The organism is Kitasatospora sp. SUK 42 (assembly GCF_015776785.2).
GTDB lineage: Bacteria > Actinomycetota > Actinomycetes > Streptomycetales > Streptomycetaceae > Kitasatospora.
Genome location: NZ_LFMD02000002.1, coordinates 1402254 through 1425261, shown reverse-complemented (window position 1 = coordinate 1425261; position 23008 = coordinate 1402254). Strand labels below are relative to the sequence as shown.

Sequence of the window (23008 nt, the reverse complement as noted above, 5' to 3'; positions counted from 1 at the left end):
CGGGAGGGGGAGGGGGGGAGGGGGGACCCCCACGAGGAGTTCGCGTGCTTGTGAACGAAGGGTCAAGCAAGCGTTCATCCCTCCGCCACCCCTCCGAGTGAGCCGCCATAACACGTCAACATGACGCCCGGAAATTTGCTGTGAGCGGCGCATAGTTGATATAGGAACGCGCCCCTGACCAGTCACTTCAAAGATAAATGCGACTGCTTGTGACCATTTGACTCCTTTGCGTTGACAACTCTGGGCATGTTCACATTCGACGCCATTCACATGGTGTCGTAGATCACAAAGATGACGATGAACTGCGTGTCGCAGATCACAAGCCGACGGGCATAGGATGCGCTCGTTCCAGGCTTTGTGAACTGCCTCACATGGGGTGGATCCCGGGAACTGGAACGCGGGTTCACCTCAGCGTGACCCGCCGGTTCCGATCTGCAGTCAAGGACGACTGGACGGAGGGAGCGGGGGCTATGAATGCCTACGCGCCGATCCTCGTACTCGGTGCCATCGCGGCGGCGTTCGCGGTCGGCTCCGTCGTGATGGCCTCACTCACCGGCCCGAAGCGCTACAACCGGGCCAAGTTGGAGGCGTACGAGTGCGGCATCGAGCCGACCCCGCAGCCCGTGGGCGGCGGTCGGTTCCCGATCAAGTACTACCTGACGGCGATGCTCTTCATCGTCTTCGACATCGAGATCGTCTTCCTCTACCCCTGGGCGGTGACCTTCGACGCCCTGGGGATCTTCGGGCTGGTCGAGATGCTCCTGTTCATCGTCACCGTCTTCGTCGCCTACGCCTACGTGTGGCGCCGCGGCGGCCTGGAGTGGGACTGAGCGCTGGACGGCGGCCGCCCTTGTGAACGGGTGGACAAGCTCGAACGGGCCGGACGCCCCCCGGGTGCCGCCCCGGGTGCCGCCCCGGGCGTACCGCCGGACGTACCAGACGACTTGAGGGCATTGAGAGGGATCTGATGGGAATCGAGGAGAAGCTGCCGAGCGGCTTCCTGCTCACGACCGTGGAGACGGCCGCCGGCTGGGTGCGCAAGGCGTCACTCTTCCCGGCCACCTTCGGTCTGGCCTGCTGCGCGATCGAGATGATGACCACCGGCGCCGGCCGCTACGACCTGGCCCGGTTCGGCATGGAGGTCTTCCGGGGCTCCCCCCGGCAGGCCGATCTGATGATCGTGGCGGGCCGGGTGAGCCAGAAGATGGCCCCGGTGCTGCGCCAGGTGTACGACCAGATGGCCAACCCCAAGTGGGTCATCTCGATGGGCGTCTGCGCCTCCTCCGGCGGGATGTTCAACAACTACGCGATCGTGCAGGGCGTCGACCACATCGTCCCGGTGGACATCTACCTGCCCGGCTGCCCGCCCCGTCCGGAGATGCTGATGGACGCCATCCTGAAGCTGCACGACAAGATCCAGCACGAGCCGCTGGGCGTGAACAGGCGCCGCGCCGAGGAGCTCGGCGAGGCCCTCGCCCTCCAGGCCACCCCGATCAGCGAGATGCGGGGGCAGCTGCGATGAACGAGCAGGTACCCGAGACCCGCCGCGAGCGGCCGGTGCGCGAGATCCCGGTCGAGGTGGTCGGCCGCCGCCAGGGCATGTTCGGCGCCGAGGGCAGCGGCGACACCTCCGGCTTCGGCGGCCTGGCGGCCCCGATCGTGCTGCCCGGCCCGAGCGAACGCCCGTACGGCGGTTGGTTCGACGAGGTCGCCGACGAGCTGGAGGGCGCCCTGGAGGAGCAGGGCCTGGATTCGGCCGAGGTGATCGAGAAGACCGTGGTCGACCGCGGCGAGCTCACCTTCCACGTCGACCGCGCCCACCTCCTGCGGACCGTCCGCATCCTGCGCGACGACCCGGCGCTGCGCTTCGAGCTCTGCCTGGGCGTCAGCGGCGTGCACTACCCCGGCGACCAGGGCCGCGAGCTGCACGCGGTCTACCACCTGCGCTCGATCACCCACGGCCGGCTGATCCGGCTGGAGGTCACCGCGCCGGACGCGGACCCGCGCATCCCCTCCGTGGTGAGCGTCTACCCGACCAACGACTGGCACGAGCGCGAGGCCTACGACTTCTTCGGCCTGGTCTTCGACGGCCACCCGGCGCTCACCCGGATCATGATGCCGGACGACTGGCTGGGCCACCCGCAGCGCAAGGACTACCCGCTCGGCGGCATCCCCGTCGAGTACAAGGGCGCCCAGATCCCGGCACCCGACCAGCGGAGGTCGTACAGCTGATGAGCACTCAGCACTACGAAGATGCCCACGAGGACACGCGCGAGGACACTCGCGAGGAGGCCCGGGACGAGTCCCGCGAAGCGCCCCCCGGAGCAGCCGAGGAGGCCCAGTCCCGGGACACCACCGAGGGTCGGGTCTTCACCGTCACCGGCGGCGACTGGGGCGAGGTGGTCGAGGCGGTCGGCCGGGCCGACGACGAACGCATCATCGTCAACATGGGCCCCCAGCACCCGTCCACCCACGGCGTGCTGCGGCTGATCCTGGAGATCGACGGCGAGACGGTGAAGGAGGCCCGCTGCGGCATCGGCTACCTCCACACCGGCATCGAGAAGAACATGGAGTTCCGCAGCTGGGTCCAGGGCACCACCTTCGTGACCCGCATGGACTACCTGACCCCGCTGTTCAACGAGACCGCCTACTGCCTGGCGGTCGAGAAGCTGCTCGGCATCACCGGCGACATCCCGGACCGGGCCAGCGTCATCCGCGTGATGATGATGGAGCTCAACCGGATCTCCTCGCACCTGGTCTGCCTGGCCACCGGCGGCATGGAGATCGGCTCCACCACCCTGATGATCTACGGCTTCCGGGACCGCGAGCTGATCCTGGACGTCTTCGAGCTGGTCACCGGCCTGCGCATGAACCACGCGTACGTGCGCCCCGGCGGCCTCGCCCAGGACCTGCCCCCCGGCGCCGTCGACCAGATCCGCGAGGCGGTCCGCACCATCCGCTCCCGGATGCACGAGTACGACAAACTCGCCAGCAACAACCCGGTGTTCAGGGCCCGCCTGGTCGACGTCGGCTTCCTGGACCTGTCCGGCTGCCTGGCCCTCGGCGCCACCGGCCCGATCCTGCGCGCCACCGGCCTGCCGCACGACCTGCGCAAGACCGACCCCTACTGCGGCTACGAGGACTACGACTTCGATGTCGTCACCACGGACACCGCCGACTCCTACGGCCGCTTCCTGATCCGCCTGGAGGAGATGAAGCAGTCGCTGCGGATCGTCGAGCAGTGCCTGGACCGGCTGCGCCCGGGCCCGGTCATGGTGGCCGACCGGAAGATCGCCTGGCCCGCCCAACTGGCCGTCGGCCCGGACGGGATGGGCAACTCGCTCGACCACATCCGCAAGATCATGGGCACCTCGATGGAGGCCCTGATCCACCACTTCAAGCTGGTCACCGAGGGCTTCCGGGTCCCGGTCGGGCAGGCGTACGCGGCGGTCGAGTCGCCCAAGGGCGAGCTGGGCGTGCACGTGGTGAGCGACGGCGGGACGCGCCCGTACCGGGTCCACTTCCGCGATCCGTCGTTCACCAATCTGCAGACGATGGCGGCGATGTGCGAGGGCGGCCAGGTGGCCGACGTGATCGTCGCGGTGGCCGGGATCGACCCGGTGATGGGAGGCGTGGACCGGTGACCAACGTCGAACTCGGACTGCCGGCGCTGCCGGCCCCGTCCTACCCGGAGGAGGTGCACGCCCGGCTGGCCGCCGACGCCGCCGAGCTGATCGGCCGCTACCCGCAGGCCCGTTCCGCGCTGCTGCCGCTGCTGCACCTGGTGCAGGCCGAGGAGGGCTTCGTCAGCCCGACCGGGATCCGCTTCTGCGCCGAGCGGCTGGACCTCACCACCGCCGAGGTCACCGCCGTCGCGACCTTCTACACCATGTACCGGCGGCGCCCGGCCGGCGAGTACCACGTGGGGGTCTGCACCAACACCCTGTGCGCGGTGCTCGGCGGCGACCAGATCTTCACCGAGCTCCAGGAGCACCTGGGCATCGGCAACAACGAGACCACCGAGGACGGTGCGATCTCGATCGAGCACATCGAGTGCAACGCGGCCTGCGACTACGCCCCCGTGGTGATGGTCAACTGGGAGTTCTTCGACGACCAGACCCCGGAGAGCGCCCGGCGGCTGGTCGACGACCTGCGGGCCGGCCGCGAGGTGCGGCCCACCCGCGGCGCCCGGCTGTGCGGCTTCAAGGAGACCGCCCGGATCCTGGCCGGCTTCCCCGACGAGCGCCCCGGCGCCAACGACGAGTCCGGTGCCGGCGGCGCCCCCTCGCTGGCGGGCCTGCGCCTGGCCCGCGGCGAGGCCCTGCCCGGCACGGGCGGCACCAAGGTGGTCTCCCCGCGGCACGAGGAGTCCGGCCAGGAAGGGAAGGAAGCGTGATGACCGCCGCCGAGCCGGCCGAGAAGCTGCTCACCCCCGTCCTCTCCGCCTCCTGGGACGACAGCCGCCCCTGGACCCTCGCCACCTACCGCCGCCACCAGGGCTACGAGGGCCTCAAGGCGGCCCTGGCGATGCCCCCGGACGACGTGATCGCCCTGGTCAAGGACGCCGGCCTGCGCGGCCGCGGCGGCGCGGGCTTCCCCACCGGGATGAAGTGGCAGTTCATCCCGCAGAACGACGGCAAGCCGCACTACCTGGTGGTCAACGCGGACGAGTCCGAGCCGGGCACCTGCAAGGACATCCCGCTGCTGTTCGCCAACCCGCACGCGCTGATCGAGGGCATGATCATCGCCTCCTACGCGATCCGCTGCGACCACGCCTTCATCTACCTGCGCGGCGAGGTCGTCCCGGTGCTGCGCCGGCTGCACGCGGCGGTCGCCGAGGCGTACGAGGCGGGGCTGCTGGGCCGGAACGTCCTCGGTTCCGGCGTGGACCTCGACATCACCGTGCACGCCGGAGCCGGCGCGTACATCTGCGGCGAGGAGACGGCGCTGCTGGACTCGCTGGAGGGCCGCCGCGGCCAGCCGAGGCTGCGGCCCCCGTTCCCGGCGGTGGCCGGCCTGTACGCCTGCCCGACGGTGGTCAACAACGTCGAGTCGATCGCCTCGGTGCCGCCGATCCTGGCCCGCGGCAAGGAGTGGTTCAAGGGCCTGGGCACCGAGAAGTCCCCGGGCTTCACGCTCTACTCGCTCTCCGGCCACGTCACCAACCCCGGCCAGTACGAGGCCCCGCTCGGCATCACCCTGCGCCAGCTGCTGGACCTCAGCGGCGGAGTCCGCGCCGGGCACCGGCTGAAGTTCTGGACCCCGGGCGGCTCCTCGACCCCGATGTTCACCGAGGAGCACCTCGACGTCCCGCTGGACTACGAGGGCGTCGGCGCGGCCGGTTCGATGCTCGGCACCAAGGCGCTGCAGGTCTTCGACGAGACCACCTGCGTGGTGCGGGCGGTCACCCGCTGGACGGAGTTCTACGCCCACGAGTCCTGCGGCAAGTGCACCCCCTGCCGCGAGGGCACCTACTGGCTGGTCCAGCTGCTCAAGCGGATCGAGGCCGGCGAGGGCGTCGAGGGGGACCTGGAGAAGCTCCTCGACATCGCCGACAACATCAACGGCAAGTCCTTCTGCGCGTTGGGCGACGGCGCGGCCAGTCCGATCGTCTCCTCGCTCAGGTACTTCCGGGCCGAGTACGAGCAGCACCTGGCCGAGCGCCGCTGCCCGTTCGACCCGGCCGCCTCCACCGTCTGGGCCGACGGCCCCCGCCCCGGCCACCAGTCCGCCACCGAAAGGGAGGTGCACGCGTGACGATCACAGAGCCAACCGCCTCCACGGGAGAGAAGCCCGCGGTCGAACTGGTCACGCTCACCATCGACGGCGTCGAAGTCAAGGTCCCCAAGGGCACCTTGGTGATCCGGGCCGCCGAGACCATCGGCACCCAGATCCCGCGCTTCTGCGACCATCCGCTGCTGGACCCGGCCGGCGCCTGCCGGCAGTGCATCGTGGAGATCGAGGGCCAGCGCAAGCCGGTCGCCTCCTGCACCATCCCGGTCGCCGAGGGCATGGTGGTGCGCACCCAGCTCAGCTCCCCGGTGGCGGAGAAGGCGCAGCGCGGCGTGATGGAGCTGCTGCTGATCAACCACCCGCTGGACTGCCCGATCTGCGACAAGGGCGGCGAGTGCCCGTTGCAGAACCAGGCGATGACCAGCGGTGCGGCGGACTCCCGCTTCGAGGGCATGAAGCGCACCTACGAGAAGCCGGTGCCGATCAGCAGCCAGGTGCTGCTGGACCGGGAGCGCTGCGTGCTGTGCGCGCGTTGCACCCGGTTCTCGCAGCAGATCGCGGGGGACCCGTTCATCGACCTGGTGGAGCGCGGGGCGCTGCAGCAGGTCGGCACCGGGGAGGGGGACGACTTCGAGTCGTACTTCTCGGGGAACACGATCCAGATCTGCCCGGTGGGCGCGCTGACGTCGGCGGCGTACCGGTTCCGTTCGCGTCCGTTCGACCTGGTGTCCTCGCCGAGCGTGTGCGAGCACTGTTCGGCGGGTTGCGCGCAGCGCACGGATCACCGCCGGGGCAAGGTGCTGCGCCGGCTGGCGGGCGAGGATCCGGCGGTGAACGAGGAGTGGAACTGCGACAAGGGCCGGTTCGCCTTCCGCTACGCCCAGCAGCGGGACCGTTTGACCACTCCGCTGGTGCGGGTGGACGGCGAACTGGTGCCGGTGTCCTGGCCGGAGGCGCTGGCCCGGGCGGCGGAGGGGCTGCGCGGGGTCCGTGCGGGGGTGTTGGCGGGCGGCCGGGTGACGGTGGAGGACGCGTACGCGTACGCGAAGTTCGCCCGGGTGGTGCTGGGGACGAACGACGTGGACTTCCGGGCCCGCCAGCACAGTGCTGAGGAGGCGGAGTTCCTGGCGGCGGCGGTGGCCGGTCGCGGGGTGGACGTGGACGGCGTGGGGGTCGACTACGCGGGGCTGGAGCAGGCGCCGGCGGTGCTGTTGGCGGGTTTCGAGCCGGAGGAGGAGTCGCCGATCGTCTTCCTGCGGTTGCGGAAGGCGGTGCGGGGCCGGGGCCAGAAGGTGTTCTCGGTGGCGTCGTTCGCCTCCCGGGGGCTGGTGAAGCTGCGGGGTGCGCTGCTGCCGGCGGCTCCGGGCACCGAGCCGGAGTGGTTCGGGGCGCTGGCGGCGGAGGAGCCGCTGAACGACGACGCGGGGCGGGCGGCGGAGCTGTTGCGCGCGCCGGGTGCGGTGATCCTGGTGGGTGAGCGGCTGGCCGCGGTGCCGGGGGCGTTGACGGCGGTGCTGCGGTTGGCGCACGCGACCGGGGCGGGGCTGGCCTGGGTGCCGCGCCGGGCGGGGGAGCGGGGCGCGGTGGAGGCGGGCGCGCTGCCGGGCCTGTTGCCGGGTGGCCGTCCGGTGGCGGACGCGGCGGCGCGCGCGGAGGCGGCCGGGGTGTGGGGGGTGGCGGAGCCGCCTTCGCGGCCGGGCCGGGACGCGGACGGGATCCTGGCGGCGGCGGTGCGGGGCGAGTTGGACGCGCTGCTGGTGGGCGGGGTGGATCCGGACGATCTGCCGGATCCGGCGTTGGCCGGGGAGGCGCTGGCGGCGGTGCCGTTCGTGGTGTCGCTGGAGTTGCGGCCGTCGGCGGTGACCGGGCGTGCGGACGTGGTGCTGCCGGTGGCGGCGGTGGCGGAGAAGGCGGGCACCTTCCTGGACTGGGAGGGCCGGGTGCGGATGTTCGAGGCCGCGTTGAAGCCGGACCAGCAGATGGGCCGCCATCTCCAGTCGGATCTGCGGGTGTTGGCGATGCTGGCGGACGCGATGGGGCACCGTCTGGGCCTTCCGGACGTGCGGGCGGCGCGGTTGGAGCTGGACCGGTTCGGGCCGTGGCGGGGTGAGCGCGCGGTGGCTCCGGCGGCGCATCCGGGTGTGCTGCCGCGGCCGGCCCGCGGTCAGGCGGTGCTGGCGGGTTGGCGCCAGTTGTTGGACAACGGCTCGTTGCAGGAGGGTGATCCGCACCTGGCGGGTACCCGGCACGAGGCGGTGGTCCGGGTCTCGGCCGAGACCGCGAAGGAGATCGGTGCCGAGGGGGCGGCCGCGCTGCGGGTGACCGGTCCGGCCGGTTCGCTGGTGCTGCCGCTGGTGGTGACCGATTCGATCCCGGACCGCACGGTCTGGGTGCCGCTCAACTCCACGCCGGGCGGTGCGTACCGCGCGCTCGGTACGACCGTCGGCCGTCTGGTCTCGATCGCCGCGGCCGAGCAGGCCCCGGTGGCGGGGGCCGAGGGCGAAGGGGAGGACCGATGACCACTCCGCAGCCGTACGAGACGCTCCACTTCTTCGGGCAGGACCCGTGGTGGCTGGTGCTGCTGAAGGCGGTGTTCTGCTTCGCGTTCCTGGTGCTGACGGTGCTGGTCGCGATCGTCTGGGAGCGCAAGGTGGTGGCCTGGATGCAGTTGCGCATCGGGCCGAACCGGCACGGCCCGTGGGGCATGCTGCAGTCGCTGGCGGACGGGGTGAAGCTGGCGCTGAAGGAAGACCTGGTGGTCAAGGGCTCGGACAAGGTGGTCTACGTCCTGGCCCCGATCGTCTGCGCGATCCCGGCGTTCATGGCGTTCGCGGTGATTCCGTTCGGTCCGGCGGGGAACGAGGTGTCGGTGTTCGGCACCCGGACTCCGTTGCAGTTGACGGACTTCCCGGTGGCGCTGCTGTACGTCCTGGCGACGGCTTCGGTGGGCATCTACGGCATCGTGCTGGCAGGTTGGTCGTCGGGTTCGACGTATCCGCTGCTGGGCGGGCTGCGTTCGTCCGCGCAGATGATCAGCTACGAGATCGCGATGGGCCTGTCGTTCGCGGCGGTGTTCGTCTACTCGGGTTCGATGTCGACCTCGGAGATCGTGGCGCACCAGCAGCCGACGTGGTTCGCGGCGCTGCTGCCGGTGTCGTTCATCGTCTACATCGTGTCGATGGTCGGTGAGACCAACCGGGCGCCGTTCGACCTTCCGGAGGCCGAGGGCGAGCTGGTGGGCGGCTTCAACACCGAGTACTCCTCGTTGAAGTTCGCGATGTTCATGCTGGCCGAGTACGTGAACATGGTGACGGTCTCGGCGGTGGCCTCGACGCTGTTCCTGGGCGGTTGGCGGGCTCCGTGGCCGGTGTCGACGTTCTGGGCGGGCGCCAACCACGGCTGGTGGCCGATGCTGTGGATCACGTTGAAGATCCAGTTGCTGCTGTTCTTCTTCATCTGGCTGCGCGGCACGCTGCCGCGGCTGCGCTACGACCAGTTCATGAAGCTGGGCTGGAAGGTGCTGATCCCGGTCTCGCTGGTGTGGCTGGTGCTGATCGCGAGCGTGCGGGCGCTGCGCAACGAGGGGTACGGCTTCGGCGAGGTGGTGCTGTACGTGGGCGCGCCGGTCGGGGTGATCCTGCTGCTGGCGCTGCTGCGGGACTTCCTGCGCAAGCCGGAGGAGACCGGGGAGACCGGGCCGGCCGGGAAGGCCGGGGACGGGGCGCCTCCCGGGGCCGGGTTCGATCCGATGGCGGGCGGCTATCCGGTGCCGCCGCTGCCGGGCCAGGTGCTTCCGCCGGTGCCGCGCAGGCCGAGCCGGGCGCCGAAGCAACTCCAGGAGGCCCTCAACGGGGCCGACCATTCCGAAGGGAGCTGATCCGAGATGTCGTCCGACCAGACGGGTGCCGAGCGGGCCGACCGGCCGTCGATCCTCGGCCCGGCCGCCGGCTTCGGCGTGACCTTCAAGGCCATGTTCAAGAAGCGGCTCACCGAGCAGTACCCGGAGCAGAAGAAGCCCACCGCCCCGCGCTTCCACGGCCGCCACCAGCTGAACCGGCATCCGGACGGCCTGGAGAAGTGCGTCGGCTGCGAGTTGTGCGCGTGGGCCTGCCCGGCCGACGCGATCTACGTGGAGGGCGCGGACAACCGGGAGGAGGAGCGCTACTCGCCGGGTGAGCGCTACGGCGCGGTGTACCAGATCAACTACGCCCGCTGCATCCTGTGCGGGCTGTGCATCGAGGCGTGCCCGACCAGGGCGCTGACCATGACCAACGAGTACGAGCTGGCGGACTCCTCGCGCCGGGACCTGATCTTCACCAAGGAGCAGCTGCTGGTGGGCCTGTCGGAGGGCATGGTCGACACCCCGCACGCGATCTTCCCGGGTGCGGACGAGGGCGCGTACTACCGGGGCGAGATCACCGGGGCGGCACCGGGGACGGTCCGTCAGGAGCGTTCCGACCGGGAGAGGGAGGTGCAGGAGTGATCGCACATCTGGCAGCGGCGTCCGGGACGACCTCCACGGGTGAGGCCGTCCAGTTCTGGGTGCTCGCGGTGGTGGCGGTCGGCGGTGCGCTGGGCATGCTGCTGATGCGCAAGGCGGTGCACAGCGCGCTGTGCCTGGCGGCCACGATGATGGCGCTGGCGGTCTGCTACATGGCGCAGGGGGCGGTGTTCCTGGGCGTGGTGCAGATCGTGGTCTACACCGGCGCGATCATGATGCTGTTCCTGTTCGTGGTGATGCTGGTCGGTGTGACCAGCGAGGATTCGCTGAAGGAGCAGTTGAAGGGCCAGCGGTTCGCGGCGGTGCTGTGCGGGCTGGGCTTCGGGGTGCTGCTGATCGCGGGGATCGCGAACGCGAGGCTGGACCACTTCACCGGGCTGTCCGAGGCGAACGCGGAGGGCAATGTGCCGGGTCTGGCCCGGCTGATCTTCACCCGGTACGTGTGGGCGTTCGAGGTGACCGGCGCGCTGCTGATCACGGCGGCGATCGGCGCGATGGTGCTGACCCACCGTGAGCGGGTGAAGGCTCCGAAGACGCAGCGGGAGCTGGCGGAGCAGCGGGTGCGGGACAACCTCCAGGTGCCGCCGCTGCCGGCCCCGGGCGTGTACGCGCGGCACAACGCGGTGGACGTGCCGGCGCTGCTGCCGGACGGCACGGTCGCGGAGGACTCGGTGATGGCGACGCTGCGTGCGCGCGGCCAGGTGCGGGACGTCAGCCAGGCGATGCTGCGGCGGATGGCGGAGCTGGAGAACTCCACGGCGGACTGGCTGGGCCGTCCGTCGTCGGAGCGGCCTGCGGTGACCGGTGTGCGCAAGCCGCTGGAGCCGGCGGGCGCCAACCACGTCAACCACACCAACCACACCAACCACACCAACCACGCGAACCATGTGAACCACACCAACCACACCAACCACACGAACCACGACGGCGATGAGGAGGGCGTGCGGTGAACCCGGTCAACTACCTGTACCTGTCGGCCCTGTTGTTCACCATCGGCGCGTCCGGGGTGCTGATCCGGCGCAACGCGATCGTGCTGTTCATGTGCGTGGAGCTGATGCTGAACGCCTCGAACCTGGCGCTGGTGACGTTCTCCCGGCTGCACGGGACGCTGGACGGTCAGATCATCGCGTTCTTCACGATGGTGGTCGCGGCGGCCGAGGTCGTGGTCGGTCTCGCCATCATCGTTTCCATCTTCCGGACCAGGCACTCCGCTTCGGTCGACGACAGCAATCTGATGAAGCTGTAGGCGGAGGGCCTTCGGTGAACTCTCTCATTCCGCTGCTGGTGGCGGCTCCGCTGGCCGGTGCCGCCCTGCTGCTGCTCGGCGGCCGGGCGCTGGACCGGTTCGGCCACTGGCTGGCCACAGGGCTGGCCGCGCTCTCGTTCGGCTTCGGCCTGGTGCTGTTCTCGGACCTGCTGGGCCGGGACGCCGAGCACCGGACGGTGACGACGCGACTGTTCAGCTGGGTGCCGGTGAACGGCTTCCAGGCGGACGTCTCGTTCCGGCTCGACCAGTTGTCGATGACGTTCGTGCTGCTGATCACGGGTGTCGGCACGCTGATCCACCTGTACTCGGTGGGCTACATGGCGTACGACGAGCGCCGGCGCCGCTTCTTCGCGTACCTGAACCTGTTCCTGGCCGCCATGCTGCTGCTGGTGGTCGCGGACAACTACCTGCTGCTGTACTTCGGTTGGGAGGGCGTGGGCCTGGCCTCGTACCTGCTGATCGGCTTCTGGCAGCACAAGCCGAGTGCGGCGACGGCGGCGAAGAAGGCGTTCATCGTCAACCGGGTCGGCGACCTGGGCCTGTCGATCGCGATCATGCTGATGTTCGCGGAGTTCGGCTCCTTCGCGTTCGGCCCGGTGTTCGGGGGCGCGTCGGGGGCGAGCGAGGGCAAGCTGACGGCGATCGGCCTGATGCTGCTGCTGGCGGCCTGCGGCAAGTCGGCGCAGGTGCCGTTGCAGTCCTGGCTCGGGGACGCGATGGAGGGCCCGACCCCGGTGTCGGCGCTGATCCACGCGGCGACGATGGTGACCGCGGGCGTCTACCTGATCATCCGGTCCTCGGCGATCTTCGACCTGGCGCCGGACGCGCAGACCGCCGTGGTGGTGGTCGGCGCGGTGACGCTGCTGTTCGGTGCGGTCGTCGGGTGCGCGAAGGACGACATCAAGAAGGCGCTGGCCGGTTCGACGATGTCGCAGATCGGCTACATGGTGATGGCGGCCGGGCTCGGCCCGATCGGCTACGCCTTCGCGATCATGCACCTGGTGACCCACGGCTTCTTCAAGGCCGGGCTGTTCCTCGGCGCCGGGTCGGTCATGCACGGCATGAACGACGAGGTGGACATGCGCCGCTACGGCGGCCTGCGCAAGTACATGCCGTGGACCTACCGGACCTTCGCCGTCGGCTACCTGGCGATCATCGGCGTCCCGCCCCTGTCCGGCTTCTTCTCCAAGGACAAGATCATCGAGGCGGCGTTCGCCAAGGGCGGCACCGAGGGCTGGATCCTCGGCCTGTGCGCGCTGGTGGGCGCCGCGGTGACGGCGTTCTACATGACCCGGGTCATGCTGCTGACCTTCTTCGGCGAGAAGCGCTGGCAGCCGGACGCGCAGGGCAACGCCCCGCACCCGCACGAGTCGCCGTCGACCATGACGGTCCCGATGGTGCTGCTGGCCCTCGGATCGGCGTGCGCGGGCGGGATCTTCGCCTACCACGACGCCTTCCTGAAGTGGCTGGAGCCGGTCACCGGGCACAGCGAGGGCAACCCGCCGTTCGGCTCGTGGACCGTCAGCGGGCTGACCACGGCCTGCATGCTGGCCGGCGTGGGCGTGTCGTACCTGATGTACGGGCGCTCGCCGGTCCCGGTGGTGCCGCCGGTCGGCTCCCCGCTCACCCGGGCGGCCCGCCGCGACCTGCTGCAGGACGACTTCAACCACGCCGTCCTGGTGCGGCCGGGCTCGGCGCTGACCGCGACGCTGGTCTTCTTCGACAGCCGCGGCCTGGACGGCTTCGTCAACGGCCTGGCCGCCACCATCGGGGGCCTGTCCAGCCGGATGCGGCGGGTCCAGAACGGCTTCGTCCGCTCCTACGCGCTCTCCATGTTCGGCGGCACGCTGCTGCTGGTCGCCTCGACTCTCCTGGTGAGGTCCTTCTGATGGACAGGGAATCCACAACTCGCAGGGGAGGTGGCGCATGAGCGTGCTGCTGAGCGCCACCTGCGTCGTCCCGGCGGCCGGCGCGGTGCTGACCGCCGCCCTGCCGGCCGGGTCGACCGAGGCCCGGCGCACCACCACCAAGTACGTCGCCCTGGGCGTCTCGGCCGTCACCCTGGTGCTGGCGGCCGTGGTGGCGCTGCGGTTCGACCCGCACGGCGCCCGCTACCAGCTGACCGAGTCGTACAGCTGGATCCGCTCCTTCGGCATCACCTTCTCGCTCGGCGTGGACGGCATCGGCGCGGTGCTGGCCCTGCTGACCGCCGTCCTGGTGCCGGTGGTGATGCTGGCCTCCTGGCACGACGCTGACCCGGCCCCGGCCGCGCCCGGCACCGGCCCCGACCCCGACACCTTCGAGGGACGGCGCCGGACCCAGGGCTTCTTCGCCCTGATCCTGGCGGTGGAGGCGATGGTGGTCGTCTCCTTCTACGCCCTCGACGTCTTCGTCTTCTACGTGTTCTTCGAAGCCATGCTGATCCCGATGTACTTCCTGATCGGCGGCTTCGGCGACCGGGCCGGCGGCCCCGAGTCGGCGCGCCAGCGCTCCTACGCGGCCGTCAAGTTCCTGCTCTACAACCTGCTCGGCGGTCTGGTGATGCTGGCCGCCGTGATCGGCCTGTACGTGATCGCGCAGGACCAGGGCTTCGGCACCTTCGACCTGCCGGGTCTCACCTCGGCGATCGCCGACGGCAGGCTGCGGCTGTCCGGCACCGCCGAGAACGTGCTGTTCCTCGGCTTCTTCTTCGCCTTCGCGGTGAAGGCCCCGCTGTGGCCGCTGCACACCTGGCTGCCGAACGCGATGGGCGAGGCGACGGCCGGCACCGCGGTGCTGATCACCGCGGTGGTGGACAAGGTCGGCACCTTCGCGATGCTGCGCTTCTGCCTCGGACTGTTCCCGGACGCCTCGAAGACCTTCGCCCCGGCGATCCTGGTCCTCTCGGTGATCGGGATCCTCTACGGCGCGCTGCTGGCGGTCGGCCAGAAGGACATCAAGCGGCTGGTCGCCTACGCGTCGATCTCGCACTTCGGCTTCATCATCATGGGCGTCTTCGCCCTGACCAGCCAGGGCCAGAGCGGCGCGACCCTCTACATGGTCAACCACGGCCTGTCCACGGCCGCGTGGATGCTGGTGGCCGGCTTCCTGATCTCCCGCCGCGGCTCCCGGCTGATCGCCGACTACGGCGGCGTGCAGAAGACCGCCCCGGTGCTCGCCGGGACCTTCCTGATCGGCAGCCTGGCCACCCTGTCGCTGCCGGGGCTGGCCCCGTTCGTCAGCGAGTTCCTGGTGCTGGTGGGCACGTTCACCCGCTACCCGGCGATCGGCATCGTCGCCACCTTCGGCATCGTGCTGGCCGCGCTGTACGCCCTGCTGCTGTACCAGCGCACCATGACCGGCCCGGTGAAGGAGGGGGTGCGGGAGATGCCCGACCTCAGGGCCCGTGAACTCGCCGTGGTGGCGCCGCTGGTGGCGCTGACGATCCTGCTCGGCGTCTACCCCAAGCCGCTCACCGACCTGGTCAACCCCTCGGTGAACGCGACGCTCTCGCAGGTCCACGAGACCGACCCGGCGCCGGCCCACCCGGTCGCCGCCACCTCAGGAGGTGAGCAGAAGTGAGCGCCACCGCAGTGCTCGCCGCCGCGGGCGGCAACACCGCCAGCATCCCGGCACCGCACATCGAGTACGGCCAACTCTCCCCGATGCTGGTGGTGTTCGGCGCCGCCGTGGCCGGTGTTCTGGTCGAGGCCTTCGTGCCCCGGCGGCTGCGGCACTGGACCCAGGTGTCGCTCGCCCTGGTCGCGCTGATCGGCGCCTTCGTCGCGGTGGTGGTGCTGGCCGCGCAGGGCCACGGCTCGCCCCGGATCGACCTGCTGGCCATGGACTCGGTCGCCCTGGACGGTCCGGCGCTGTTCCTGCAGGGCGTGATCCTGCTGGTCGCGGTCGTCGCGGTGCTCACCTACGCCGAGCGCAGGCTGGAGCCCAGGGCGGGCGGTCTGCCCGCCGACGCGTTCGCCGCCCAGGCCGCCGCCACCCCCGGCGGCGAGCAGGAGCGGGCCGCGGTCCGGGCCGGCTTCACCACCAGCGAGGTCTTCCCGCTGACGATGTTCGCGGTCGGGGGCATGCTGCTCTTCCCGGCCGCCAACGACCTGCTGACCATGTTCGTGGCGCTGGAGGTCTTCTCCCTGCCGCTGTACCTGCTGTGCGCGCTGGCCCGGCGCCGCCGGCTGCTGTCGCAGGAGGCGGCGGTCAAGTACTTCCTGCTCGGCGCCTTCGCCTCGGCCTTCTTCCTGTTCGGCACCGCCCTGCTGTACGGCTACGCGGGCAGCGTGAAGCTCGGCGACATCGCGGACGTCATCTCCGGCAAGGCGATGACCACCGCGGCGCAGCTGAGCACCACCCAGAGCGACGCGCTGCTGCTGACGGGCCTGGCGGTGCTGGCGGTGGGCCTGCTGTTCAAGGTCGGCGCGGTGCCGTTCCACTCCTGGACCCCGGACGTCTACCAGGGAGCGCCGACCCCGGTGACGGGCTTCATGGCGTCGGCCACCAAGGTCGCGGCCTTCGGCGCGTTCCTGCGGCTGTTCTACGTGGCGTTCCCGGGCCTGCGGCTGGACTGGCGGCCGGTGATGTGGGGTGTGGCGATCCTCACCATGGTGGTGGGCGCGGTGCTGGCGGTGACCCAGCAGGACGTCAAGCGGCTGTTGGCGTACTCCTCGATCGCGCACGCCGGGTTCATCCTGACCGGGGTGATCGCGGTCAACAAGCAGGGCCTGTCCTCGGTGCTGTTCTACCTGCTGGCGTACTCCTTCGTGACGCTGGGCGCGTTCGCGGTGGTCACCCTCGTGCGTGATTCCAAGGGGGAGGCGACCCACCTGTCCAGCTGGGCGGGGCTGGGCCGGCGTTCTCCGCTGGTGGCGGCGGTGTTCGCGCTGTTCCTGCTGGCCTTCGCCGGGATTCCGCTGACCTCGGGTTTCACCGGGAAGTTCGCGGTGTTCCAGGCGGCGGCGGCCGGGGGGGCGACGCCGCTGGTGGTGGTGGGTGTGCTGAGTTCGGCGGTGGCCGCGTTCTTCTACATCCGGGTGATCGTGCTGATGTTCTTCTCGGATCCGAAGCCGGGCGGCCCGACGGTGGCGATTCCGAGCGCCTTCACGGCGACGGCGATCGGGCTGGGGGTGCTGGTGACGCTGGTTCTGGGCGTGCTGCCGCAGTACTTCCTGGATCTCGCCTCGAAGGCCTCGCTGTTCGCGTACTGACCGTCAGCGGTCGGTTTGCCGGAGGTCGGCCCGGATGCCCGGGCCGATCTCCGGCCTTTGTTTCCGGACTCATTCGCCCCCACCGCCGCTTTGTTCGTGGAGCCGCCCTGACCAGGGGTTCCGGCCCGATCACGACAGGATCCGCACGCCCGTGCAGTGATCCACTCGCGACCGGATACCCTGCCTGTATGGCCAGCGGCGGCACTCAGGGACCAGGCCGCTAGATCGACCAGGGACAGAGGAGTGGTCTTCGTGACCGTCGTGGAACCCTTCGGGCTCAGCGTGCAGGACCGCGACCTGACCCGGGACGTCCAGGCCGGACTGGAGGCGGTTGAGGCGGCGCTGGGCGAGGCCGTCAAGAGCGACGTCCCGTTCATCACCGTCACGGCGAGCCACCTCCTGGAGGCCGGCGGCAAGCGCTTCCGTCCGCTGCTCCTGCTGCTGGCGGCCCAGTTCGGCGACCCGGGCGCGCCCGGTGTGGTGCCGGCCGCGGTGGTGGTGGAGCTGACCCACCTGGCGACGCTGTACCACGACGACGTCATGGACGAGGCCCCGGTGCGCCGCGGCGCCCCCAGCGCCAACTCGCGCTGGGACAACTCGGTGGCCATCCTCACCGGTGACTTCCTCTTCTCCCGCGCCTCCCAGGTGCTGGCCGATCTCGGACCGGAGGCGGTGCGGATGCAGGCCGAGGCCTTCGAGCGGCTGGTCACCGGCCAGATCCTGGAGACCCGCGGCCCCGGCCCGGAGATGGACCCGCTGCTGCACTACCTGGACGTGCTGGAGGGCAAGACCGGATCGCTGATCGCCGTCGCCTGCCGGATAGGAGCGCTGATGGCCGGCGCCGAGCCGCGGCTGGTGGACACCCTCGGCGAGTTCGGCGAGCGGATCGGCATCGCCTTCCAGCTGGCCGACGACGTGCTGGACATCGCCAGTGACGGCCACGAGTCCGGCAAGACCCCCGGCACCGACCTGCGCGAGGGCGTGCCGACCCTGCCGACGCTGCTGCTGCGGCAGATGCCGGCCGACCCGGCGGACCCGGACGACGCCCGGCTGCGCGAGCTGCTGGAGCAGGACCTGTCCGACGACGACGAGGCGCACGCCGAGGCGCTGCGGCTGCTGCGCGGCCACCCGGCGCTGGAGCGCGCCCGCCGGGAGACCCTGCGCCACGCCGAGGAGGCCCGGGCGCTGCTCGCCTCGCTGCCGGACTGCGCGGCGAAGGCGGCCCTGGAGGGGCTCTGCGACGCGGTGGCGATCCGCACGATGTGACCGCGGGAGCGGGCCGCACGAGGTGACCGGGAGCGGTCCGCGCCGGGTGACCGGTGCGGGCCGCTCCGTGGTGAGCGGTGCGGGCCGCTCCGTGGTGGACGGGGAGATGGGGACTCGGCCCCCGGCGGGGTGCGGGCATGGGGAAGACTGGCTCCCGACACCCACGCCTGCCCGGAAGGTCACCATGCGCCGCGTCGTCATCGCCGAGGACTCCGTACTGCTGCGGGAGGGTCTGACCCGGCTGCTCACCGACCGCGGTCTGGAGGTCGTGGCGGGTGTCGGCGACGGTGACGCCCTGGTGAAGACCGTCCACGAGCTGGCCGCCGCCGACGCGCTGCCGGACGTGGTGGTCTCCGACGTGCGGATGCCCCCGAGCCACACCGACGAGGGCCTGCGCGCCTGCGTGGAGCTGCGCGGCCACTACCCGCGGCTGGGTGTGCTGGTGCTGTCACAGTTCGTGGAGGAACGTTACGCCTCGGAGCTGCTGGCCGGATCGACCCGGGGCGTCGGCTACCTGCTCAAGGACCGCGTCGCCGAGGTCCGCGAGTTCGCCGACGCGGTGGTCCGGGTCGCCGAGGGCGGCACCGCGCTGGACCCGGAGGTGGTGCAGCAACTGCTCAGCCGCAGCCGCAAGGGCGACGTTCTGGCCAATCTCACGCCGCGCGAGCGCGAGGTGCTCGGCCTGATGGCGGAGGGCCGCACCAACGCGGCGGTGGCCAGGCAGCTGGTGGTTTCCGACGGTGCGGTGGAGAAGCACGTCAGCAACATATTCCTCAAGCTCGGTCTGGCCCAGAGCCCCGAGGACCACCGCCGGGTGCTCGCGGTGCTCACCTACCTCAACTCCTGACGTCCGCCCCTTGCGGCGCAACGGCCGTCCGGGTGCGGAATGATCTCCGGCCGCCGGGCGTTGTCACTGTGCGCGGGGCTGGAGCGGGTCGGTGAAATTCCTGCCGGAGTTCCGGCCGGGGCCGAGTTCACGCGCATAGGATGCGAGCGCCGCACCAGGCGGACGGGGCACGGGGCCGCGCCCGCGGTGGTGCGGCCACGAGGAGGTCCGCGGCAGTGACCAGTCAGGTCGATCAGTCAGAGGCAGTGGACGGATCGGACGGCGACAAGGGTCGTTCCGGGAGCGCCGAAGAACGCCCCGCCACGGCCGGATCCGCTGATGCCCACGCCCCGGGCGGCCCGCCGCCGAGTCGGGCCAAGCCCATCCGCAGACTCGACCGGGTGATCATCCGGTTCGCCGGCGACTCCGGCGACGGCATGCAGCTCACCGGTGACCGGTTCACCTCGGAGACGGCCGCCTTCGGCAACGACCTCTCCACGCTGCCGAACTTCCCGGCCGAGATCCGGGCCCCCGCCGGCACGCTGCCGGGCGTCTCGTCCTTCCAACTGCACTTCGCCGACCACGACATCCTCACCCCCGGCGACGCCCCGAACGTGCTGGTCGCGATGAACCCGGCGGCGCTGAAGGCGAACCTGCCGGACCTGCCGCGCGGCGCGCAGATCATCGTCAACACCGACGAGTTCACCAAGCGGGCGCTGGCGAAGGTCGGTTACCCGGCCGACCCGCTGAGCGACGGCTCGCTGGAGGGCTTCCACCTGCACAAGGTGCCGCTCACCACGCTGACCCTGGAGGCGCTCAAGGACAGCGGCCTGGCACGCAAGGACGCCGAGCGGGCGAAGAACATGTTCGCCCTGGGGCTGCTGTCCTGGATGTACCACCGGCCCACCCACGGCACCGAGTCCTTCCTGCGCGGCAAGTTCGCCAAGAAGCCGCAGATCGCCGAGGCCAACATCAGCGCCTTCCGGGCGGGCTGGAACTTCGGCGAGACCACCGAGAGCTTCGCGGTGTCCTACGAGGTGCCGCCGGCCAGGCTCCCGGCCGGGCGCTACCGCAACATCTCCGGCAACCTCGCGCTGTCCTACGGGCTGATCGCCGCCTCGCAGCGCTCCGGCCTGCCGCTCTACCTGGGCTCGTACCCGATCACCCCGGCCTCCGACATCCTGCACGAGCTGAGCCGGCACAAGAACTTCGGGGTGCGCACCTTCCAGGCCGAGGACGAGATCGCCGGCATCGGCGCGGCGCTCGGCGCCTCGTTCGGCGGGGCGCTGGGCGTGACGACCACCTCCGGGCCCGGGGTGGCCCTCAAGTCCGAGACGATCGGGCTGGCGGTCTCGCTCGAACTGCCGCTGCTGATCGTGGACATCCAGCGCGGCGGCCCCTCCACCGGCCTGCCGACCAAGACCGAGCAGGCGGACCTGCTGCAGGCGATGTTCGGCCGCAACGGCGAGGCGCCGGTGCCGATCGTCGCCCCGGCCACGCCCGCCGAGTGCTTCGACGCGGCGCTGGAGGCGGCCCGGATCGCGGTGGCCTACCGCACCCCGGTGTTCCTGCTCTCCGACGGCTACCTGGCGAACGGCTCGGAGCCGTGGCGGATCCCGGAGGTCGACGAACTGCCCGAGATCGACCCGAAGTTCGCGACCGGCCCGAACCGCGAGGACGGCGCCTTCTGGCCGTACCTGCGGGACCCGCACACCCTGGCCCGGCCCTGGGCGCTGCCCGGCACGCCCGGCCTGGAGCACCGGATCGGCGGCATCGAGAAGCAGGACGGCACCGGGAACATCTCCTACGACCCGGCCAACCACGACTTCATGGTCCGCACCCGGCAGGCGAAGGTCGACGGCATCACCGTGAAGCCGGTGGAGGTCGACGACCCGACCGGCGACGCCCGGGTGCTGGTCCTGGGCTGGGGCTCGACCTACGGCCCGATCACCGCGGCGGTGCGCCGGGTGCGCGCGGACGGCGGCGAGATCGCCCAGGCGCACCTGCGCAACCTCAACCCGTTCCCGGCCAACCTGGGCTCGGTGCTGCGCAGTTACGAGAAGGTCGTCGTGCCCGAGATGAACCTGGGCCAGCTCGCGCTGCTGCTGCGGGCGAAGTACCTGGTGGACGCGGAGCCGTACAACCAGGTGCGCGGGCTGCCGTTCAAGGCGGCGCAGTTGGCGGACGTGCTGTCGGCGGCGATCGGCACCCTGGACGAGGAGGACCACCGATGAGTGAGAACGGCTTCCCGTCCCTGCGACTGGTGCCCAAGGCCGAGGCGCCGCTGAGCACCAGGGACTTCAAGACCGACCAGGAGGTGCGCTGGTGCCCCGGCTGCGGGGACTACGCGATCCTGGCGGCGGTGCAGTCCTTCATGCCGGAGCTCGGCATCAAGCGCGAGAACACGGTGTTCGTCTCGGGCATCGGCTGCTCCTCGCGCTTCCCGTACTACATGAACACCTACGGGGTGCACTCGATCCACGGCCGGGCGCCGGCGATCGCGACCGGGCTGGCCTCCTCCCGGCGGGACCTGAGCGTGTGGGTGGTGACGGGTGACGGCGACGCGCTGTCGATCGGCGGCAACCACCTGATCCACGCCCTGCGGCGGAACGTCAATCTGAAGATCCTGCTGTTCAACAACCGGATCTACGGCCTCACCAAGGGCCAGTACTCGCCGACCAGCGAACTCGGCAAGATCACCAAGTCCACGCCGATGGGCTCGCTGGACGCGCCGTTCAACCCGCTGTCGCTGGCGATCGGCGCCGAGGCCTCCTTCGTGGCGCGCAGCATCGACTCGGACCGCCAGCACCTCCAGTCGGTGCTGCGGGCGGCGGCCCGGCACGAGGGCACGGCGCTGGTGGAGATCTACCAGAACTGCAACATCTTCAACGACGGCGCCTTCGAGGTGCTGAAGGAGCCCGGCACCCGGGACGAGGCGCTGATCCGGCTGGAGCACGGGCAGCCGATCCGCTTCGGCGCCGAGGGCGGGAGCGGCGTCTTCCGCGGCCCGGACGGCGAGCTGTTCACCGCCCCGGTGACGCCCGACAACGAGGCGCGGCTGCTGGTGCACGACGCCCACGCGGCCAGCCCCGCCACCGCCTTCGCGCTCTCCCGGATCGCCGACGCGGACACCCTGCACCACACGCCGATCGGCGTGCTGCGGGACGTCGAGCGGCCGGTCTACGACCAGTTGATGGAGAGTCAGCTGGCCACCGCCGCCGCCCACCGCGGCCCGGGCGACCTGGCCACCCTGCTGGCGGGCGGCGACACCTGGACGGTGGACTGACCGCCTCCCTTCGCGTAGTACCGGTGCCCCCGTCCGAGCGGACGGGGGCACCGTCGTTCTCACCGCTTCGCCCACTCCACCAGCTCGATCACGACCCCGTTCGGGTCGGTGACCTGGAACAGCTTCTCGCCCCACGGCTCCTCGCGCAGGGGCAGGGTGATCCCGACCCCCTCGTCGCGCAGCCGCCGCTCCTCGGCGGCGACGTCCTCGACGACGAACGCCAGGAGCACCCCGTCCGCGACCCGGTGCCGCTGCTCCTCGGGCAGCACCTCCAGGCCGCGCCGCAGGTAGACGACGTTCACCCCGCCGCCGTCGTGGCCGAGCGACACGAAGCCCTCGGCGGACATCTGCTCGGTGTAGCCGAAGTGCCGCCGGAGGAAGGCGGCGGAGGTGGTCTCGTCCTCGACGGTCAGGGAGACGGCGGTGGTGCTGATCTTCATGGCGGAGCCCTCTCGTCGGCACGCACGGTTATCCCGTACGCAGTACACTATACATAGTACGGAGAATGTTGCCGAGAGACGGGAAAGCCTGAGGGAGGCCCCCGTGGTGGGGAACCTCCCTCAGGCCTGCCGTGGTGCGGAGCGCGTCAGAAGACGCAGGGGATGCCGCCGTCGGACTGGGCGTCGACGCCGGGGCCCTGCATGGGCAGGTTGGCGGCGGGGTCGCCGGTGGCCGGGGCGCTGGGAGCCGCGGGCTTGTCGGCGGCGACGCCGGTGAAGGTGCTGCCGAGGGTGACCACGACGTGGTCGGCGGCGGCCGAGGCGGACTCGGTGGCGGTGACGCCGTAGCGGGCGGCGACCTGCTCGGCGGCGTCCTTGGCGCCCTTGCCGTAGGTGACGGTGGTGGTCCTGGGCTTGCCGGCGGCGGGGCCGGTGCGGCCCTCCTTGAAGCCCATCCCGACCAGGGCCTTGGCCTCGTTGCCGGAGGAGACCCC

At 70.9% G+C, this 23008-nt stretch carries 19 protein-coding genes and 1 pseudogene; 18 read left to right on the top strand and 2 right to left on the bottom strand.

Going from position 1 to position 23008, the window contains the following annotated elements; genetic code table 11:
• Positions 1-470: 470 nt before the first annotated feature.
• The 18 genes and pseudogenes from RZ50_RS06020 (at position 471) to RZ50_RS05935 (ending at position 22074) form a co-directional block, all read left to right on the top strand.
• On the top strand, positions 471-830 hold the full coding sequence (locus RZ50_RS06020; RefSeq protein WP_196952812.1) for an NADH-quinone oxidoreductase subunit A: 360 nt from the start codon (positions 471-473) through the stop codon (positions 828-830).
• 137 nt (positions 831-967) lie between these two features.
• Positions 968-1522, top strand: a complete 555-nt coding sequence (locus tag RZ50_RS06015) for an NADH-quinone oxidoreductase subunit B family protein (protein ID WP_196952813.1) — start codon at positions 968-970, stop codon at positions 1520-1522.
• Positions 1456-2232 (top strand): annotated as a pseudogene (locus RZ50_RS06010) (NADH-quinone oxidoreductase subunit C); the annotation flags it as partial. The gene RZ50_RS06015 and the pseudogene RZ50_RS06010, both read left to right, overlap by 67 nt.
• Positions 2232-3644, top strand: coding sequence for an NADH-quinone oxidoreductase subunit D (locus tag RZ50_RS06005; RefSeq protein ID WP_254801999.1), 1413 nt, complete (start codon positions 2232-2234; stop codon positions 3642-3644). The pseudogene RZ50_RS06010 and the gene RZ50_RS06005, both read left to right, overlap by 1 nt.
• A complete protein-coding gene (gene nuoE / locus RZ50_RS06000; RefSeq protein ID WP_196952815.1) occupies positions 3641-4396 on the top strand; it encodes an NADH-quinone oxidoreductase subunit NuoE in 756 nt (251 codons plus the stop codon). The genes RZ50_RS06005 and nuoE overlap by 4 nt, the downstream gene beginning before the upstream one ends.
• The gene (gene nuoF, locus RZ50_RS05995; RefSeq protein ID WP_196952816.1) at positions 4396-5757 is read left to right on the top strand and encodes an NADH-quinone oxidoreductase subunit NuoF; all 1362 of its coding nucleotides are present in this window, start codon (positions 4396-4398) and stop codon (positions 5755-5757) included. Before nuoE ends, nuoF begins: the two co-directional genes overlap by 1 nt.
• Positions 5754-8252, top strand: coding sequence for an NADH-quinone oxidoreductase subunit G (locus RZ50_RS05990; RefSeq protein ID WP_196952817.1), 2499 nt, complete (start codon positions 5754-5756; stop codon positions 8250-8252). The genes nuoF and RZ50_RS05990 overlap by 4 nt, the downstream gene beginning before the upstream one ends.
• Entirely contained in the window at positions 8249-9610 is a 1362-nt protein-coding gene (gene nuoH / locus RZ50_RS05985; protein ID WP_196952818.1) for an NADH-quinone oxidoreductase subunit NuoH, read from the top strand. The genes RZ50_RS05990 and nuoH overlap by 4 nt, the downstream gene beginning before the upstream one ends.
• A 6-nt stretch (positions 9611-9616) precedes the next feature.
• On the top strand, positions 9617-10216 hold the full coding sequence (gene nuoI / locus RZ50_RS05980; RefSeq protein WP_196952819.1) for an NADH-quinone oxidoreductase subunit NuoI: 600 nt from the start codon (positions 9617-9619) through the stop codon (positions 10214-10216).
• Positions 10216-11184 carry an NADH-quinone oxidoreductase subunit J gene (locus RZ50_RS05975; protein ID WP_196952829.1) on the top strand — a complete coding sequence of 323 codons (969 nt, stop codon included), beginning with the start codon at positions 10216-10218 and terminating at the stop codon, positions 11182-11184. Before nuoI ends, RZ50_RS05975 begins: the two co-directional genes overlap by 1 nt.
• Entirely contained in the window at positions 11181-11480 is a 300-nt protein-coding gene (gene nuoK, locus RZ50_RS05970) for an NADH-quinone oxidoreductase subunit NuoK (protein ID WP_188309222.1), read from the top strand. The genes RZ50_RS05975 and nuoK overlap by 4 nt, the downstream gene beginning before the upstream one ends.
• A 14-nt stretch (positions 11481-11494) precedes the next feature.
• Complete coding sequence (nuoL, locus tag RZ50_RS05965) at positions 11495-13390, top strand: NADH-quinone oxidoreductase subunit L (RefSeq protein ID WP_196952820.1); 1896 nt, start codon at positions 11495-11497, stop codon at positions 13388-13390.
• Between the two features lie 37 nt (positions 13391-13427).
• A complete protein-coding gene (locus RZ50_RS05960) occupies positions 13428-15062 on the top strand; it encodes an NADH-quinone oxidoreductase subunit M (RefSeq protein ID WP_196952821.1) in 1635 nt (544 codons plus the stop codon).
• On the top strand, positions 15059-16696 hold the full coding sequence (nuoN, locus tag RZ50_RS05955) for an NADH-quinone oxidoreductase subunit NuoN (RefSeq protein WP_196952822.1): 1638 nt from the start codon (positions 15059-15061) through the stop codon (positions 16694-16696). The genes RZ50_RS05960 and nuoN overlap by 4 nt, the downstream gene beginning before the upstream one ends.
• Positions 16697-16948: 252 nt before the next feature.
• Positions 16949-17962, top strand: a complete 1014-nt coding sequence (locus tag RZ50_RS05950; RefSeq protein WP_196952823.1) for a polyprenyl synthetase family protein — start codon at positions 16949-16951, stop codon at positions 17960-17962.
• Between the two features lie 184 nt (positions 17963-18146).
• Positions 18147-18809, top strand: a complete 663-nt coding sequence (locus RZ50_RS05945; RefSeq protein ID WP_196952824.1) for a response regulator transcription factor — start codon at positions 18147-18149, stop codon at positions 18807-18809.
• Positions 18810-19024: 215 nt separating this feature from the next.
• Positions 19025-21022: a 2-oxoacid:acceptor oxidoreductase subunit alpha gene (locus RZ50_RS05940; protein WP_196952825.1), complete on the top strand. Its 1998-nt coding sequence runs from the start codon at positions 19025-19027 to the stop codon at positions 21020-21022.
• On the top strand, positions 21019-22074 hold the full coding sequence (locus tag RZ50_RS05935; RefSeq protein ID WP_196952826.1) for a 2-oxoacid:ferredoxin oxidoreductase subunit beta: 1056 nt from the start codon (positions 21019-21021) through the stop codon (positions 22072-22074). Before RZ50_RS05940 ends, RZ50_RS05935 begins: the two co-directional genes overlap by 4 nt.
• 59 nt (positions 22075-22133) lie before the next feature.
• Here RZ50_RS05935 and RZ50_RS05930 read toward each other — a convergent pair whose 3' ends face one another.
• Positions 22134-22514 carry a VOC family protein gene (locus RZ50_RS05930; protein ID WP_196952827.1) on the bottom strand — a complete coding sequence of 127 codons (381 nt, stop codon included), beginning with the start codon at positions 22512-22514 and terminating at the stop codon, positions 22134-22136.
• A 146-nt stretch (positions 22515-22660) separates the two neighbouring features.
• Positions 22661-23008, bottom strand: a 348-nt coding sequence (locus RZ50_RS05925) for a LytR C-terminal domain-containing protein (protein ID WP_217680276.1), incomplete at its 5' end; no start/stop codon positions are given.